Genomic DNA, 16,559 nt, shown 5'->3' with positions numbered 1-16,559 from the left:
CGCTGCCGATAACGGTTGGGGCGGGGGAAGCGTGCACAACGGGGTTGGATGGCCGGACATGCGGCGAAGTTCCAGTTCGAAATTCTTCTCCCCTCCGGGCGACCCGAAGGTAGTCCCAGTGGGAGAGAAGATGCCGGCAGGCAGATGAGGGGCCAATCTTGCGACCCCGTTGATACGGAGCGAAGAAAAGCTCTTGAGTTTCTATCGACCCTCCGCTCATCGCTCCGCCCGGCCCCTCACCCCGGCCCTCTCCCCGGAGGGGAGAGGGGGAAGAGCGGGTTACGGCACTTCGGCGGTCCACTCCTGCTTGTGGAACTTGTTCGCCGCCAGTTCGCGCGCGCGAGCCAGCTCGTCCGGCGTCAGCGCCCCGTCGCGCAGGCCGTGCAAACGCCGGAACGTGTCGATCATCCGCTGGATCACCGCCTCGCGCGGCAGGCCGGTCTGGCTGCGCAGCGGGTCGACGCGCTTGGCTGCGCTGGCGGTGCCCTTGTCCGAAAGTTTCTCGCGGCCGATGCGCAGCACGTCCAGCATCTTGGCCGCGTCGATGTCGTAGGCCATGGTCACGTGGTGCAGCACCGCGCCGGCATGGCGCATCTGCGCGGCGCCGCCGATCTTGCCGGCGGCGGAGGCGATGTCGTTGAGCGGCTGGTACCAGGCTTCGATGCCCAGTTCGCGCAGCGCCTCGATCACCCACGCATCCATCAGCGCGTACGACTCCTGGAACGACAGGCCTTCGACCAGGCCCAGCGGCGCATAGATGGAATAGGTGATGGTGTTGCCCGGCTCGATGAACATCGCGCCGCCGCCGCTGATCCGCCGCACCACTTCGATGCCGTGGCGGCGCGCGCCGTCCAGGTCCACTTCGTTGCGCAGCGACTGGAAGCGGCCGATCACCACCGCGGGCGACGCCCATTCCCATATGCGCAGGGTCGGCGCGCGGCGGCCGGCGGCGACTTCGTCGGCCAGCACCTGGTCCAGCGCCATGTGCAGCGCAGGGGGCTGCGGGTCCTGGTGGATCAGCTCCCAGCCGTGCGCGCTCCACTCGCTGCGGCTCATGCCTGCGCGCCCTCGTGCAGGGCGCGGCGCACCGCCACGGCGATGGCCTCGGGCGAGATGCCGTACATCAGCACGTCGGCGCTCAGCGCGCTCTGGATGGCGAAGGCCAGGGTGGCTTCGTCGGCGCTGGCGCTGCGGCCTTCCAGCGCGGCGTTGATGTCGCGCAGCGCGCGGTCCGGCTCCAGGAAGAAATCGCCGCTGACCTGCACGCGGCACAGGCGCCCGGCGTGGACGTCCAGATCCACCACCACCAGCTTGCCGCCGGGCATCTTGTATTCGCCGTGCATGTGCAGCCTCCGGCAGACCGCCGCCCCGGCGCACCGGGGCGGCGCGATGGATCAGCCCGTGGTTTCGATCCGCTCCACGCGGCGCAGGCCGCGCGGCAGCACGCCGCCGCGGCTGGCGCGGTTGCCGCCGAACTCCACCAGGTCGGACCAGCGCAGGGTGAGCTTGCGCTGGCCGGCGTACAGCGTGACCTCGCCCTTGCCTTCGGTCACCACCGCCACGCCGGCGACGCGCTCGTCGCCCGAGCTGAGCTTGCTCTTGGGAATCTCGATCAGCTTGTTGCCCTTGCCCTTGTCCAGCTCCGGCAGCTCGGCCACCGAGAACATCAGCAGATGGCCTTCAGTGGTGACCACCACCAGGCGGTCGCGCGAAGGATCGGGACTGACCTGCGGCGGCAGCACGCGCGCGCCGTCGCCCAGGGTGAGCATCTGCTTGCCGGCCTTGTTGCGACCGGTGAGCGCCTCGAAGCGGGTGACGAAGCCGTAGCCGAAGTCGGTGGCCAGGATCAGGCGCGTGTCGTTGTCGCCCGCGCACAGCGCGTCGAAGCTGGCGCCGGCCGGCGGGCTGAAGCGGCCGGTCAGCGGCTCGCCGTTGCCGCGCGCGGAAGGCAGCGTGTGCGCCGCCGTGGAATAGCTGCGGCCGGTGGAGTCGATCACCGCGATCTGCTGCGTGGTGCGCGTCTTCACCGCGGCGAGCAGGCTGTCGCCCTCGCGGTAGGAGAGGCCCTCGGCGTCCACGTCGTGGCCCTTGCCGGCGCGGATCCAGCCCTTCTGGCTGAGCACCACGGTGACCGGCTCGCTCGCCACCAGGGCGCTTTCGTCCAGCGCCTGCGCGGCTTCGCGCCTGACCAGCGGCGAGCGGCGCTCGTCGCCGAACTTGGCGGCGTCGGCGCGCAGTTCTTCCTTGATCAGGCCCTTGAGCTTGGCCGGCGACTTCAGCAGCACGTTGATGCGGGCGCGTTCTTCTTCCAGCTGGTCGCGCTCGGCATTGATCTTCATTTCCTCGAGGCGGGCCAGCTGGCGCAGCTTCGTTTCGAGGATGTAGTCGGTCTGTTCTTCGCTGAGCTTGAAGCGGGCCATCAGTACCGGCTTGGGCTCGTCCTCGGTGCGGACGATGCGGATCACCTCGTCCAGGTTGAGGTAGGCGATGCGCAGGCCTTCCAACAGATGCAGGCGGCGCTCCACCTTGGCCAGGCGGTGCTCCAGGCGGCGCGTCACGGTGGCGGTGCGGAAGCTCAGCCACTCGGTGAGGATGCGCTTGAGGTCCTTCACCTGCGGACGGCCGTCCAGGCCGATCATGTTGAGATTGACGCGGTAGCTCTTTTCCAGATCGGTGGTGGCGAACAGGTGCTGCATCACCTCGTCCGGATCGATGCGGTTGGAGCGCGGCACCACCACCAGGCGGATCGGGTTCTCGTGGTCGGACTCGTCGCGCAGGTCCTCGATCATCGGCAGCTTCTTCGCGCGCATCTGCGCGGCGATCTGCTCCAGCACCTTCGAAGGGCTGACCTGGTGCGGCAGCGCGGTGATCACGATGTTGCTGTCTTCGCGCTGGTACACGGCACGCGCGCGCAGCGAGCCGGTGCCGCTCTGGTAGATCGCGAGCAGTTCGTTGCGCGGGGTGATGATCTCCGCTTCGGTCGGATAGTCCGGACCCTGGATGTGCTCGCACAGGTCGGCCACCGTGGCGTCCGGATCGTCGAGCAGGCGGATGCAGGCGCTGACCACTTCGCGCAGGTTGTGCGGCGGGATGTCGGTGGCCATGCCCACGGCGATGCCCATCGAGCCGTTGAGCAGCACGTGCGGCACGCGCGCCGGCAGCCAGCTGGGTTCTTCCAGGGTGCCGTCGAAGTTGGCCACCCAGTCCACCGTGCCCTGGCCCAGCTCGCCCAGCAGCGCCTCGGCGATGGGGCTGAGCTTGGATTCGGTGTAGCGCATCGCCGCGAAGCTCTTCGGGTCGTCGGGCGAGCCGAAGTTGCCCTGGCCGTCGACCAGCGGATAGCGGTACGAGAACGGCTGCGCCATCAGCACCATGGCTTCGTAGCAGGAGCTGTCGCCGTGCGGATGGAATTTGCCGATGACGTCGCCGATGGTGCGCGCGGATTTCTTCGGCTTGGAGGTGGCCGAGAGGCCGAGTTCGCTCATCGCGTAGACGATGCGGCGCTGGACCGGCTTCAGGCCGTCGCCGACGAAGGGGAGGGCGCGGTCCAGGACCACGTACATGGAGTAGTCGAGGTAGGCGCGCTCGGCGTATTCCTTGAGTGGGATTTGTTCGAAGTTGGCTTGCAGGTTCATTTAGTTATGGGGGGGGCGAGGTGGCGCGCGGGGCGCGCGGGTAGGCTCGGGATGGTGCCAGATTGGGCGTTTGGCGTCATTTTCTGTGGTCGTTATCCTGGCGTAGGCCGGACGAGCGCGTAGCGCGAAGAACGCCCGTAGGGCGGCCCCGAAGGGGTGGGCGAAGCGAATCATCCAGTGGCGACTAGGTGTGGTTGGCGCGACTTGGCCGCTTATGCAGCGGGCATTCCGGACGCCTGCCGGCGCCCGGGTCACTTTCTCTTTGCTGGCCCAAAGAGAAAGTAACCAAAGAGAAATGGCCTCAAGTCAAAGGCTCGCGACGCGACTAGAAGGAGCGGTGGACGGCTGCGGTAACTTGATTAACCTGGGTCTATACGAAACATCAGTGCGTTTACGTAGCGGCTTCTTCAACGTGCCGTGGCCGAGAGGACGTTCAAGAACTGAGGCCAGCTTTGGCTCTTCGTTCCTGCCTACCTCACGCTTTCACCCCTCTCCCCTCCGGGGAGAGGGCAGGGTGAGGGGACGGGCGGAGCGTAACGTTAAATCTTGCCGTGGCGTAGGTTGGGGTGAGCCGCAGGCGAACCCCAACGTGGCGAGGCGGTGGGTTACTGCCGCTGCACTTCGATTCCCAGCTTCTCCAGCTGCTTCTGCAGGCTGTCGGGGCCGGCGAGGTGGCCTGCGCCTACGGCAACAAACGTCACGCCGGGCTGCTTCATCCGTTCCGCGATGTTTTTTGCCCAGGCCTCGTTGCGCTTCACCAGCATGCGGTCGTACAGCTCGGGGGAGCCTTTGCGCAGGTCTTCGTCTTCGATGCGGGCGATTTCGTCGGTGTCGCCGCGGCGCCAGGCGTCGATCAGGTCGCGGAGGCGGGCGGGGCCTTGGGCTACTTCGTCGAGGCTTTGGCGGAGGAAGGAGAGCTGGAGGGGTTCGGGCATGTCGGCGAGCATGCGCAGCTGCTGCTCGGCGGTTTCCAGGCCTTCGACGGGTTTGTTGGCTTTTTCCATCAGGGCGCGCAGGGTCTTGTCGACGCCCTGGGCGGGGTCCATGCCGGCGCGGACCAGCGGGCCGACGGCCAGGGAGACGGCGGCGAGCCAGGGGCGCATGGCCTGGAGGGTGGCGGCGCCGCCGGGGAGCTGGGCCTCTTCGGCGGCGCGTTCCAGCCGGCGGCGGTCGCGTTCGGACAGCTTGCTGGACAGCGGATGCGCGGGGTCGAGGCCGTACTTCATCACCAGCGCCTGCATGTTGGCGGGGTTGTCGTCGGTCAGTTCGATCACCAGCCGGCTGCTGGCGTCCAGGGCCTGGTCCAGCTGCCTCGACGACCAGTTGGCATCGGACGGCAGCAGGTGCACGGTGCCGAACAGGTAGACGGTGGCCTGATCCTTCTTCGCCACCCACAGGCCGGGGTTGGCGAAGGCGGGAGCGGCGAGCAGCAGGCACAGCGCGAACAGGACGCGGATACGGCGGAACGGCTTCAACGGCAACTCCAGGTGGGACGGCGGGCGGGTGTCAGTGCGCGGCCTGGCCGGCTTCGACGTCGTGCAGGAAGCGGGTGAGGCCGTCGAAGTAGGTGCGCTGGTCATCGTACATCGCCATATGGCTGCCCTTGGGGCACAGCAGGAAACGGCCCTGCGGCAGCTTCTTCGCCATCGCGGCCATGTAGGCGGGGTCCATGGTGTCGTACTGCGCGCCGATCACCAGGGTGGGCACGCGGATCCGGTGCAGGTCCTTGCTGCGGTCCCAGTGCTCCAGGCGGCCGCTGGCGCCCAGCTCGCTGGGGCCCTGCATCAGCGTGTAGACGCGCTCGTTCAGATGCGCGAAGGCGCGCTGCACCGGGTCCGGCCATTGCGCCTCGGGCATGCGCAGCACGTGCTGCTCGTAATGCATGGGGGTGAGGATCTGCATGTAGCGCGGGTCGGCGGTGCGGCCGCTGGCCTCGAGCTGCTTGGCCTCGGCCAACAGCTTGGGATCCATCGCCGGCTCCAGCACTTTTTTCGCGTACACGTTATAGGCGGGAATCGAATCCACCATGTTGGAAATCACCAGGCACTTCAGGTGCTGCTGGTATTTCAGCGCGTACTCCATGGCCAGGATGCCGCCCCAGGAATGACCGAGCAGGCAGAAGTTGTCCTGGTCCAGGTGCAGCGCCTGGCGCACCTGCTCCACTTCCTCGACGAAGCGCGCGGTGGTCCACAGCGAGTCGTCCTTGGGCTGGTCGCTGTAGGCCGAGCCGAGCTGGTCGTAGTAGTAGTACTCGACGCCGGCGGCGGGCAGGAAGCTGTCGAAGGCTTCGAAGTATTCGTGGGTGGCGCCTGGGCCGCCGTGCAGCAGCAACAGCTTCAGCTTCGGGTTGTTGCCCACGCGCTTGGTCCACACGCGGAACTTGCCCTTCGGGGTGTCGATCACGATGGTCTTGACGCCGCCGCTGAGCACGTCGTCGCGGCCGCTGTTGTCCAAATAGCTGGCGGGGTTGCGTTGGGCGGGCGCGTCGGCGGCGTGCGCGGCGCACAGGCACAGCAGGGCGGCCAGGGTGGCAAGCAGGCGTTTCATCGCGACTCCCCTCATCGACGGCGCTTGGAATGCGGCACTATCCCGCGCCCGTTGCACGGCGGCAAGCCGCGGGATTCAGCGCGGCACGCGGTAGCCGCCTGGCACGCCCTCGGGACTGAGCGTGAGCTGCCACAGCTGGTCGCGCCGGCTGCGGAACACGGCCGCCGACACCGACAGGTAGAACTGCCACATGCGGCGGAAGCGGTCGTCGTAGTTGGCGGCCAGGCGCGGCCAGGCCGCGTCGAAGTTGGCGCGCCAGGCGTCCAGGGTGCGGGCGTAGTCGGCGCCGAAGTTGTGCCAGTCCTCCACCACGAACAGGTCCTGCAGCGCCTCGGCCACCTGCTGCGCGGAGGGGATCATCGAGTTGGGAAAGATGTATTTCTCGATCCACGGGTCCGGCCGCGAGGGCGCGCCGTTGCTGCCGATCGAGTGCAGCACGAACAGGCCTTCGGTCTTGAGGCAGCGGCGCGCCACTTCGAAATAGGTGCGGTAGTTGAGCGCGCCGACGTGCTCGAACATGCCGATCGAGAACACTGCGTCGAAGGGTTCGTCCAGTTCGCGGTAGTCCTGCAGGCGGATCTCCACCGGCAGCCCGGCGCACAGCTCGCGCGCGAACTCGGCCTGCTCCTGCGAGACGGTGACGCCCACGCCCGCCACGCCGTAGCGCTCGGCCGCGAACTTCAGCGCCTCGCCCCAGCCGCAGCCGATGTCCAACACGCGCTGGCCCGGCTGCAGGCGCAGCTTGCGGCAGACCAGGTCGAGCTTGGCGGCCTGGGCGTCGTCGAGGTTGTCCGCCTCGGCCCAGTAGCCGCAGGAATACACCAGCCGCTTGCCCAGCATGGCCTGGAACAGGTCGTTGCCCAGGTCGTAGTGGACGCGGCCGATCTCGTAGGCATGCTCGCCGCGCTGCAGGTTGATGAAGCGGGCTTTGAGGTGCGCCAGCAGCGTGTCCAGCGTCTTCAGTTCCTGGTCCACGTGCGAGCGCAGCAGGCGGGTGAACATGCCGGGCAGGTCTTCGGCATCCCACCAGCCGTCCATATAGGCCTCGCCCAGGCCGAGCGAGCCGTGGGCGAACACGCGGGCGTAGAGGCCGTCGTCGTGCACGCGCAGGTCGGTGGGAGCGCCGCCGTCGAGATGGATGCCGGCGTGTTCCAGCAGGGTGACGGCGCGTTGCTTCAGCGAATCCCGGCTCATGCTTGCCCCTGAATGGTGTGGATGTCGATCAGTGTCTGCCGAGCACTCGAAGCCTGCCGCCAGCGATGCATAGATCATGTCGACGCGGGCGTGGCCGGCCTCTCCTCAGGCGCGCAGCAGCAGGCGGGTAAGGGCGATCCCGGCGACGGTCATCGCGATCGAACCCGCCAGGTGGAAAGCGACGTGGCCGGCGAACCACAGGTATTGCTGGCGCAGCAGCAGGGTGGTCGCCTCGGCCGAGAACGTGGAGAAGGTGGTCAGGCCGCCGAGGAAGCCGGTGGCGACGAACAGGCGCAGCTCCGGCGGCAGGGTCTGGTAGTGGTCGAACACGCCCAGCACGCAGCCCATCAGCAGGCCGCCGACCAGGTTGGCGGCGAGCGTGCCCAGCGGCACGGTGGGGAACAGAGGGTTCAACAGCACGCTCAGCACCCAGCGTAACCAGCAGCCCAATGCGCCGCCGACGCCAACGACCAGGAATCCGGAATAGCTCACTTGCCAAGTCTCCTAAAGGGATCAGGCCCACCCCTCTGGAACCAGGCACGCGCCTGCGCCCCGGCGCGGGCCGGTGTGCAGGCATCATCAGCGCCGGGTCCGAAGCGAATGCAGCGGGCGGCGGCGCGGTTCGTCCGTATCGGCACGGAACGGGAGGCATGCCATCTCCCTTGGGTTGGGCATGCTAGCCGAAGGTGTCGGCATGGCGCCAACCCCGAGCTGACGAGTGGACCATGCGGCCCGGATGGCGCGCCCCTATACTCGCAAGCCTCGCACCCCCCTCCGTTGCACGCCATGAATGCCACTCCCCGCGCCGTGCAGCGCAGCCTGCCGGTGCTGCTCGCGGGCCTGTCGATGATCGGCCCGTTTTCCATCGATGCGGTGTTCCCCGCGTTCCCGCTGATCGGGGCGCAGTTCGGCGTGGACAACGCGCAGCTGCAGCAGCTGATCAGCGTGTATCTGCTCACCTACGCGGCGATGAGCCTGTTCCACGGCGCGCTGTCGGACGCGGTGGGCCGCAAGCCGGTGCTGGTGGCCGGCATCGCGGTGTACGCGCTGGCTTCGGCGGGCGCGGCGCTGGCCACGTCGTTTCCGATGCTGCTGGCTTGCCGCGGCCTGCAAGGCATGTGCGCGGGCGCCGGCCTGGTGGTGGGGCGCGCGATCGTGCGCGACTGCTACGAAGGCGCGGCGGCGCAGCAGCTGATGTCGCGGGTGATGATGATCTTCAGCATCGCGCCGGTGGTCGCGCCGATGGTGGGCGCGCAGATTCTTTATTTCGGCAGCTGGCACGGCATCTTCTGGGTGCTGATGGGTTTCACCGCGGTGCTGGCCGCGGCCCTGGTGCTGCTGCTGCGCGAAAGCCATCCGCCACAGGCGCGCACGCGTTTCGCGCCGCGCGAGCTGCTGGCCGGCTATGCCGGCTTCGGGCGCGACCGGCCGTTCCGGCCGCTGCTGGTGTCGTGCTCGGTGAACTTCGCCGGGCTGTTCCTCTACATCGCCTCGGCGCCGCGCATCGTGCGCGACCTGCTGCACCTGTCGGCGCAGGGCTTTCCCTGGCTGTTCCTGCCGGTGGTGGCGGGACTGATGACCGGCGCGTGGCTGTCCGGCCGGCTCGCGGTGCGGCGCAGCCAGGTCTATACGGTGAACCTGGGGTACCTCTCGATGCTGGCGGCGTGTGCGCTGCATCTGCTGCTGGCGCTGGTGTCGCCCGAGCCGGTGCTGCCGTGGTCGATGCTGCCGCTGATCCTGCATGGCATCGGCGTGCAGCTGGCGTTCCCGACGCTGACCCTGCTGCTGCTCGACCGCTTTCCGCATCACCGCGGCGGTGCGTCCTCGGTGCAGGCTTTCGCCAGCCTGCTGTTGTGCAGCGTGGTGGCCGGCGTGCTGTCGCCGCTGCTGGCCGGCCACATGCTTTATCTGGCGCTGGGCGCGTCGGGGCTGACGGTGCTCGGTTGGTTGTCGTGGCGGTGGTATCGGCGCGCGGTAGAGACGCGCGAAGCGGTAGGCGAAACGGCGTAGGTTGGGGTGAGCCGCAGGCGAACCCCAACGATGCGATGCATTTGAAGGTGGCGATGTTGGGGTTCGCCTGCGGCTCACGCCAACCTACACCGTGTCGAAGATCGGGTGTCCCTGCGCATCGAGCAGCGCATGCTCGACCAGCCATTGCCGCGCGTTCTCGGCATCCTCGGCGAACCACGCCGCGGTGGAACCCAGGCGGAAGCTGTAGCCCCAGGCCTCCATGTCCGCCATCAGGCGCACGCGGCCGACGCCGGGCAGTTCGTCGGCCAGCACGATCTGCAGATAGCAGGTGGCGTCTTCTTCGGCGATCGAATCGGTGGCGTCGGTGTGCACCTGCGCGCGCCGCTCCGGCGGCAGCACGATCAGGTGGCCGGCCTCGTGCAGCAGCGAATGCACCGGCGTGTCGCCGCGTGCGTAGACCATGGTGCCGATGATGCCGGCCTCTTCGTCGCCCCAGAAGCTGCCGGGAATCGGCTGGCCGTCGGGCACGCGCTGCAGGCTCAGGCCGTAGCGGGCGAGCAGGGCGCGCGCGCGTTCTTCCTGGATGTCGGCCAGGCGCAGCACGTGGGGCGGGGCGGGGGTGTCTGGCATGCGTCGCTGCGCTAGGGGCGGGCGCCCGGCGCGGAAGTCGATGAGGAAGAGACGCCGGCGGGCGCGCTGGCCCGCCGGCGGTGCATCAGCCGGCGACCGGAGCGGTCGAACCGGGCTTGTCGTTCTCGGGCAGGGCGACGGAGAGTTCCAGCACCTCGTGCCCGCTGTCGCGCTCGACGTTGATGTTGATCGCTTCGATGTCCACGTGGACATATTTCTTGATCACTTCGAGCAGCTCGTTGCGCAGCAGCGGCAAGTAGTCGGGCGCTCCGCGGGTGGAGCGCTCCTGCGCCACGATGATGCGCAGGCGCTCCTTGGCCACCACGGCGGACGGCTCCGGCCTGCGCTTGAGGAAATCAAGAATACCCATCGCGTTCAACCTCCGAATACGCGCTGGAAGAAGCCCTTCTTCTGCACTTCGAGGAAGCGCAGCGGGCGCTCTTCGCCCAGCAGGCGGGCCACGGTGTCGGTATAGGCTTGGCCGGCATGCGAGGTCTCGTCGAGAATCACCGGCACGCCCGAGTTCGACGCAGCCAGCACGTTTTCCGATTCCGGAATGACGCCGACCACCGAGATGCCGAGGATGTCCTCCACGTCCTTGACGCTGAGCATTTCGCCCACCGCCACGCGCGCGGGGTTGTAGCGGGTCAGCAGCAGGTGCTGCTTGATCGCGTCCTCGCCCTTCTCGGCGCGGCGGGTCTTGCTGGACAGCAGGCCCAGGATGCGGTCGGAATCGCGCACCGAGGAGACTTCCGGATTGACCACCACCACCGCGTGGTCGGCGAAATACATGGCCAGGTGCGCGCCCTTCTCGATGCCGGCGGGCGAGTCGCACACCACGTAGTCGAAGCCTTCCTCGGACAGGCCCTGCAGCACCTTCTCGACGCCCTCCTGGGTGAGCGCGTCCTTGTCGCGGGTCTGGCTGGCGGCCAGCACGTAGAGGGTTTCGTAGCGCTTGTCCTTGATCAGGGCCTGCTTGAGCGTGGCCTCGCCGTGCACGACGTTGACGAAGTCGTACACCACGCGGCGCTCGCAGCCCATGATCAGGTCGAGGTTGCGCAGGCCGACGTCGAAGTCGATCACGGCGACCTTCTTGCCCTGGATGGCCAGGCCGGTGGCGAGCGAGGCGCTGGTCGTGGTCTTGCCCACGCCACCTTTGCCCGAGGTGACTACGATGATCTCTGCGGTCAAGGGTTCATCTCCCAGAATTTGTTTTTTGTAATGGTGTTGCGATTAGTAATGTCGCGATCGTTGCAGGCGGGCGCTGCCGCGTCAAAGTTTCGCGATCAGCAGTTTTTCACCGTCGAGCCAGCATTGCACAGCCTGGCCTTCGAGGTCCTTCGGCAACTGTTCAAACACGCGGTAGTGGCCGGCGATGGCCACCAGCTCCGCGCGGAAATCGGACACGTAGATGCGCGCCTTGGCATCGCCCTGGGCGCCGGCCATGGCGCGGCCGCGCAGGCCGCCGTAGATATGGATGCTGCCGTCGGCGATCACCTCGGCGCCGTTGGCCACGCCGCCGGTGACGATCAGGTCGCGGTCGCGCGCATAGACCTGCTGGCCCGAGCGCACGGTGCCGTCGTGGTACTGGCCGCCGGGCCCGGCGGGCGCCGGTTCCGCCTCGCGCGCGGCGGGGGCGGGTGCTGGCGCGGGAGCCGGCGCGGCGGCGGGCGCTGCCGGCGCCGGCGCGGCGGCCGGCGGGGCGATGCTGCCGCCGTCGGCGGGTTCGTAGGCGGCGCGGAACTTGGCCAGCAGCGGCAGGCCCATGCGGCGCGACAGCGCCTCGGTCTCGCTGGTGCCGTAGGCCAGGCCCACCGGCAGCATGCCGGCGCTGCGCACCGCTTCGAGCAGGGCGTCGACGATGCCGTCGTCGGGCAGGTTGAGCAGGTGGCTGAGGTCCAGGATCACCGCGGCGCGGGAAAACAGCTGCGGCGCGGCGCGCACGCGGCGCTCCAGTTCCTCGAACAGCGCGGCGGCGTCGGCACGGCGCACGCGCACGCTGGCAATACCGACCTGGCCGAAGCGCAGGTCGCAGACATCGGTGGTATCCATGCGGGCATTCACGGGCGCCGCTCTCCAGCGAGGCGGCGCTTGTCATTGTTATGGGTGGGGCGGGGACGCTCGGCCAGCCAGCTCACGTCGGGCAGGCCGCCGCGCTCCAGGTAGGTCTCGCGCACATAGGGGTAGCTGGGCAGTTCCTTGGCCAGCAGGCTGACCTGCGGACCTTCCTCGCCCATGCGCTGCTGGCCGACTTCCTGGAAGCCGTAGGTGCCGTGGAACAGCAGCACCTTGTCGTCGCGCGGCTCCAGGAACACCTCGCAGGTGAGCAGCGGCGCGCGCACCTCGGCGTAGCTGGTGACGTCGCAATAGAAGATGCGGCCCAGGCCGTGGCGGCGGTAGGCATTGGCGATGACGATGCGGTCGATATAGACGAACTGCGCGTAGCGCTCGCCGAACCACAGGTAATTGGTGCTGTCGTACCCGCCGCCCTCGCGCAGGGCGATCAGGAAACCGGCGATGTGGCCGTCGATTTCGGCCACGCGGAAATAATCGGCGTGGTCGTAGAAGTAACGCAGGTGCCCGGCGTCCAGGGCGAGGATGGTGCGCCCGGCGGCGTTGTTGAGCGCCAGCACGGCATCCAGGTCGTGCTCGCGCACGTCGCGGATGGCAAGGGCCATTCGTTGCTCCGCAATAGATGTTGCCAAAGAGATTGCTCGGGACAGACCGGCTGACGGCCCCACGTATCGGGGCGCATTATGGCACGGGGGCAGGGGGCGCACATATCACGGCGCACCATGTAAAACCTTTGTAAAGCGCACAGTGCGGTGGCCGCGGGCCTGCCTGCCATGGCTTCTGGCAGGCCATGGCTTCTGGCAGGGATGGGCCAGTGACTTCTCGCGCATTGCACCACCGGACCTCCGGCCTATGATGCTTCGCATGCGATGGTCCAACTTCAACCATATCCGGCTGCTGCGCCTGACCGGCCTGTTCGCCTATGTCTGCTCCGGCACGCCGCTGATCATCCAGTGGGCGGTCGAGCGCATGGACCGGCTGCACCAGCCCAATTTCGCCCTGCTGCTGTGGTCGCTCTTCTATCTGCTGTTCGGCGTGCTGTACCTGCTGCTGACCAGCAACCTGGGCTCGCGCCGCAACCTGGGGGCGCGCCTGGTCGGCCTGACCCTGATCACCGCCTCGGCCCTGGCCGTGGGCTGGTACAGCCACAGCGGCCTGTCGGCGATCCTGATGGTGGTGTCCTCGGTGATCCTGCCGTGGCTGCTGCCGTTCTGGCTCAGCGTGGCGTGGATCCTGCTGCAGTGCCTGGGCCTGGCCGTGCTGTTCTCGACCTTCCCGGAATTCAACTACAGCGTGACCCTGGCCCTGCTGCAGGCCTGCATCTATACGGGTTTCTCGGCGGTGGGCTTCGTCGCCTCGGTCATCGCCAGCCAGCAGGCCGAGGAGCGCGAGATGCAGCGCCGGCTCAATTCCGAGCTGCGCGCCACCCGCGCCCTGCTGGCCGAATCCACCCGCATCGCCGAGCGCATGCGCATCGCGCGCGACCTGCACGACCTGGTCGGCCATCACCTCACGGCCCTCACTTTGAACCTGGAAGTGGCCAGCCACCTGAGCAACCCCGCCGCGGCCGAGCACGTGCTCAAGGCCCAGGCCACCGCCAAGCACCTGCTGAGCGACGTGCGCGAGGTGGTCAGCGAGCTGCGCCAGGACGACGCCATCGACCTGACCCAGGCGCTGCGCAGCCTGGTCGAAGGCGTGCCGGGCCTGAACGTGCACGTGGAGACGCCGCCGCGCTTCAGCGTGGAAGACCCGCGCCGCGCCCAGGTGCTGCTGCGCGTGGCGCAGGAAATCATCACCAATACCGCCCGCCATGCCGGCGCGCGCAACCTGTGGCTGGACTTCTGCTACGACGAAGCCGGCGTGCTGCAGCTGCGTGCGCGCGACGACGGCCGCGGCGCCGACCAGTTCCGCCCCGGCAACGGCCTGTCGGGCATGCGCGAGCGGCTGGCGGAATTCGGCGGCACGGTCCAGGTGGACACCGCCGCCGGCCAGGGCTTCGCCCTCAACGTCAGCCTGCCGCTGGGCGAGGAATCGGCCCTGGCGCATGCGCCGACCCGCTTCGAGCCGCCCGCCCTGAGCGTGTCGTGAGTCCGCACCGCCTGCCTTCAGCCATGCCAGAATGGGCGGCCGGCCTGGAAGGCCGCGCCGCTGTCTATCCCGTCGTCCCCGGCGATGGCGCCGGGGAACGCAATCGCTCCGAGGAACCGCGATGATTTCCGTGTGTCTTGTCGACGACCAGAACCTGGTGCGCCAGGGCGTTCGCTCGCTGCTGGATCTGGCTGAGGACATCCGCGTCGTGGCCGAATGCGCCGACGGCGCCCAGGCCGTGCAGGACATCCCCCGCATCAAGCCCGACGTGGTGCTGCTGGACCTGCGCATGCCGAACATGAGCGGCCTGGAAGTGCTGCAGGCGCTGTCCGCCCGCAACGAACTGCCGCCGACCATCATCCTCACCACCTTCGACGACGACCAGCTGGTGCTGCAGGGCCTGAAGGCCGGCGCCCGCGGGTATCTGCTTAAAGATGTGTCGCTCGAGCAGCTGGTGGAAGCGGTGCGCACCGTCGCCGCCGGCGGCTCGCTGGTGGCGCCGATGGTCACCCAGCGCCTGCTGGCCGGCGTCGGCCGCATGCAGAACCAGTTCACCAGCCTCGAGCAGCCGGATCCGCTGACCGAGCGCGAGACCGAAATCCTGCGCCTGCTGTCCGGCGGCTACAGCAACAAGGAGATCGCCAACTCCCTGAAAGTGGCGGAGGGCACGGTGAAGAACCACGTGTCCAACATCCTCTCCAAGCTCGGCGTGCGCGACCGTACCCGCGCCGTGCTCAAGGCGCTGGAACTGGGCATCGTCTAAGGCCCCGCGCAGGCTCCGGAAGGCCTGTTCCGGGGCCTTTCGGGGCGCCCTCCGGGGCGGATAGCGTTCCAGGCCATGAACCGGTACCATCGGTGGCTTCGGCGCTGGCCGACCCCTGTCACGAATGCGATTCCTTCGGGCTTTTCATAAGGAAGCGCATCCGTGCCGGACCGGTCTCCGGCGACGCACTCGTGCCGCCAAGAGAGATGTTCGGAGAGCCCTGGAATGATGCGTGTTCTTGAATTCATTGTTGCCCTAGTCATCGTCGTCGTGGTCGGCGTCGTGGTGGGCGTGATCATGCCTGGCAGTGGCCATGTGGAGAGGTCGCTGGTGGTCGGCAAGGACATGCGTCAGGTGTACGACGTGCTCGCCAATTTCCGCCGCTACCCCGATTTCACGGTGCAGCGCAAATACGACCGCAATACCCAGTTCACCTTCTCCGGCAAGGCCTATGGCCCGGGCGCGGAGCTGAGCTGGAGCAGCAACGACGACAAGGTGGGCAAGGGCAAGCTGACCGTTGCCACCGCCGAGCCGTCGTTCGACAAGATCGACTCGACCGCCAAGTCCGCCAAGATCGTCTGGAACCTGGACAACGACTGGCGCGGCCAGGACAAGCACTTCACGCTGGACCTGGATCGCCAGGGCAGCCGCGGCCAGCTGACCAAGATCACCTGGTCGTATGACGTGGCCTACGGCTTCAACCTGATCGACCGCTACTCGAACCTGTACATCCACGGCGACCCGGATGCCTTCATCCAGTTCAGCCTGAACGACCTGCAGAACGTGCTGGCCTCGGTGCAGAACATCGACTACGGCAAGCTGGTCCCCTACATCGAGCAGACCCAGCCCACGCCGATGCTGCTGGTGTCCAGCTCGATCGAGCGCAAGGGCGGCCTCGAGGCGCTGAACGAAGCGACCGACAAGGCCGAGGCCCAGCTGCAGGCCGCCGCCAAGAAGCTGGGCGTGACCGTGACCGGTCCGCGCGTCATCTTCACCACCAACTACGGCGACCAGACCTACACCTTCGACGTGGGCCTGCCGATCAGCGCCACCAGCCTGACGGTCAATGGCCAGAGCCACGAGCTGGCCGCCGCCAAGGCGCCGGACCTCACCGCTCCCGCCAGCAGCGGCACCGCTGCCGCGCCGGCCAGCGACAACACCCCCGGCAACACCGACCGCTTCGGCCGCCTGATCGTCGACAACGACGTGCGCGGCGTGCTCGCCTTCGGCGGCCCGGCGCTCAAGGGCATCTGGAACGGTACCGCCGCCGGCGTGCCGCAGACCCGCGACATGCTGAAGGCCTACTCGCAGACCCACGGCTACAAGTTCGACGAGGTGGTCAACCGCCCGTACGACATCCTGGTCAAGCCGGAAGTGAAGCAGGGCGACCAGGTCACCAGCTACGCGCAGTTCGCCATCTACCTGCCGCTGACCGGCGACGCCCCGGAGAAGACCCCGGAGCAGGAAGCCAACCTGCAGCCGCCGTCGCTGGACGCGGGCGCCTCGGAGGCTCCGGCCTCGTCGGGCACCGCTGCCGCTCCGGCCTCGGCCGCCAGCGCCGGCCAGCAGTAAGCCTCAGCGCTGCGCAAGATCGGAAAGGCCCTTCGTTCGCGAAGGGCCTTTTTCTTTGCGCGAGGTTTTTTGCGCAGGCGCGGCGG

Annotated in this window: 16 protein-coding genes and 1 riboswitch; of the genes, 4 read left to right on the top strand and 12 right to left on the bottom strand. The window is 68.0% G+C overall.

Going from position 1 to position 16,559, the window contains the following annotated elements; translation table 11 throughout:
• Positions 1–279 precede the first annotated feature (279 nt).
• From FHW85_RS20440 to crcB, 7 genes are all read right to left on the bottom strand, one after another.
• A complete protein-coding gene (locus FHW85_RS20440; protein WP_168649493.1) occupies positions 280–1,056 on the bottom strand; it encodes a biotin/lipoate A/B protein ligase family protein in 777 nt (258 codons plus the stop codon).
• Positions 1,053–1,343, bottom strand: a complete 291-nt coding sequence (locus FHW85_RS20435; RefSeq protein ID WP_167257795.1) for a biotin--protein ligase — start codon at positions 1,341–1,343, stop codon at positions 1,053–1,055. The genes FHW85_RS20440 and FHW85_RS20435 overlap by 4 nt, the downstream gene beginning before the upstream one ends.
• A 51-nt stretch (positions 1,344–1,394) precedes the next feature.
• The gene (gene parC, locus FHW85_RS20430) at positions 1,395–3,635 is read right to left on the bottom strand and encodes a DNA topoisomerase IV subunit A (protein ID WP_168649492.1); all 2,241 of its coding nucleotides are present in this window, start codon (positions 3,633–3,635) and stop codon (positions 1,395–1,397) included.
• A gap of 605 nt (positions 3,636–4,240) precedes the next feature.
• Positions 4,241–5,110, bottom strand: coding sequence for a TraB/GumN family protein (locus FHW85_RS20425; protein ID WP_243868214.1), 870 nt, complete (start codon positions 5,108–5,110; stop codon positions 4,241–4,243).
• Between the two features lie 31 nt (positions 5,111–5,141).
• A complete protein-coding gene (locus FHW85_RS20420; protein WP_168649490.1) occupies positions 5,142–6,182 on the bottom strand; it encodes a proline iminopeptidase-family hydrolase in 1,041 nt (346 codons plus the stop codon).
• 75 nt (positions 6,183–6,257) lie between these two features.
• A complete protein-coding gene (gene cfa / locus FHW85_RS20415; protein WP_168649489.1) occupies positions 6,258–7,376 on the bottom strand; it encodes a cyclopropane fatty acyl phospholipid synthase in 1,119 nt (372 codons plus the stop codon).
• Positions 7,377–7,481: 105 nt separating this feature from the next.
• Positions 7,482–7,868 (bottom strand): fluoride efflux transporter CrcB, encoded by a 387-nt coding sequence (crcB, locus tag FHW85_RS20410; protein WP_168649488.1) that lies wholly within the window; start codon positions 7,866–7,868, stop codon positions 7,482–7,484.
• 71 nt (positions 7,869–7,939) lie between these two features.
• A riboswitch (Fluoride riboswitch) is annotated at positions 7,940–8,046 on the bottom strand.
• Between the two features lie 116 nt (positions 8,047–8,162).
• Here crcB and FHW85_RS20405 point away from each other — a divergent pair.
• Positions 8,163–9,386, top strand: a complete 1,224-nt coding sequence (locus FHW85_RS20405) for a multidrug effflux MFS transporter (protein ID WP_168649487.1) — start codon at positions 8,163–8,165, stop codon at positions 9,384–9,386.
• A gap of 84 nt (positions 9,387–9,470) precedes the next feature.
• On the opposite strand, the gene FHW85_RS20400 is transcribed toward FHW85_RS20405, so the two are convergent.
• From FHW85_RS20400 to FHW85_RS20380, 5 genes are all read right to left on the bottom strand, one after another.
• The gene (locus FHW85_RS20400; RefSeq protein WP_168649486.1) at positions 9,471–9,977 is read right to left on the bottom strand and encodes a hypothetical protein; all 507 of its coding nucleotides are present in this window, start codon (positions 9,975–9,977) and stop codon (positions 9,471–9,473) included.
• 85 nt (positions 9,978–10,062) lie between these two features.
• Entirely contained in the window at positions 10,063–10,347 is a 285-nt protein-coding gene (gene minE / locus FHW85_RS20395; RefSeq protein WP_167257787.1) for a cell division topological specificity factor MinE, read from the bottom strand.
• A gap of 5 nt (positions 10,348–10,352) precedes the next feature.
• Positions 10,353–11,168 carry a septum site-determining protein MinD gene (minD, locus tag FHW85_RS20390; protein WP_167257786.1) on the bottom strand — a complete coding sequence of 272 codons (816 nt, stop codon included), beginning with the start codon at positions 11,166–11,168 and terminating at the stop codon, positions 10,353–10,355.
• Positions 11,169–11,249: 81 nt separating this feature from the next.
• Positions 11,250–12,041 (bottom strand): septum site-determining protein MinC, encoded by a 792-nt coding sequence (gene minC, locus FHW85_RS20385; RefSeq protein WP_167257785.1) that lies wholly within the window; start codon positions 12,039–12,041, stop codon positions 11,250–11,252.
• Complete coding sequence (locus FHW85_RS20380) at positions 12,038–12,655, bottom strand: GNAT family N-acetyltransferase (protein ID WP_167257784.1); 618 nt, start codon at positions 12,653–12,655, stop codon at positions 12,038–12,040. Before FHW85_RS20380 ends, minC begins: the two co-directional genes overlap by 4 nt.
• 259 nt (positions 12,656–12,914) lie before the next feature.
• Here FHW85_RS20380 and FHW85_RS20375 point away from each other — a divergent pair, with 259 nt between their 5' ends.
• The 3 genes from FHW85_RS20375 (at position 12,915) to FHW85_RS20365 (ending at position 16,473) form a co-directional block, all read left to right on the top strand.
• Positions 12,915–14,138 (top strand): sensor histidine kinase, encoded by a 1,224-nt coding sequence (locus FHW85_RS20375; RefSeq protein WP_167257783.1) that lies wholly within the window; start codon positions 12,915–12,917, stop codon positions 14,136–14,138.
• A 121-nt stretch (positions 14,139–14,259) separates the two neighbouring features.
• Positions 14,260–14,901: a response regulator transcription factor gene (locus tag FHW85_RS20370; RefSeq protein ID WP_026635939.1), complete on the top strand. Its 642-nt coding sequence runs from the start codon at positions 14,260–14,262 to the stop codon at positions 14,899–14,901.
• A gap of 225 nt (positions 14,902–15,126) precedes the next feature.
• Entirely contained in the window at positions 15,127–16,473 is a 1,347-nt protein-coding gene (locus FHW85_RS20365) for a polyketide cyclase (protein ID WP_167257782.1), read from the top strand.
• Positions 16,474–16,559 lie beyond the last annotated feature (86 nt).

The organism is Dyella sp. SG609 (assembly GCF_012275375.1).
In the GTDB taxonomy this organism is placed as follows: Bacteria; Pseudomonadota; Gammaproteobacteria; order Xanthomonadales; family Rhodanobacteraceae; genus Dyella_D; species Dyella_D marensis.
This window is presented reverse-complemented; position numbering and strand designations above follow the sequence as displayed.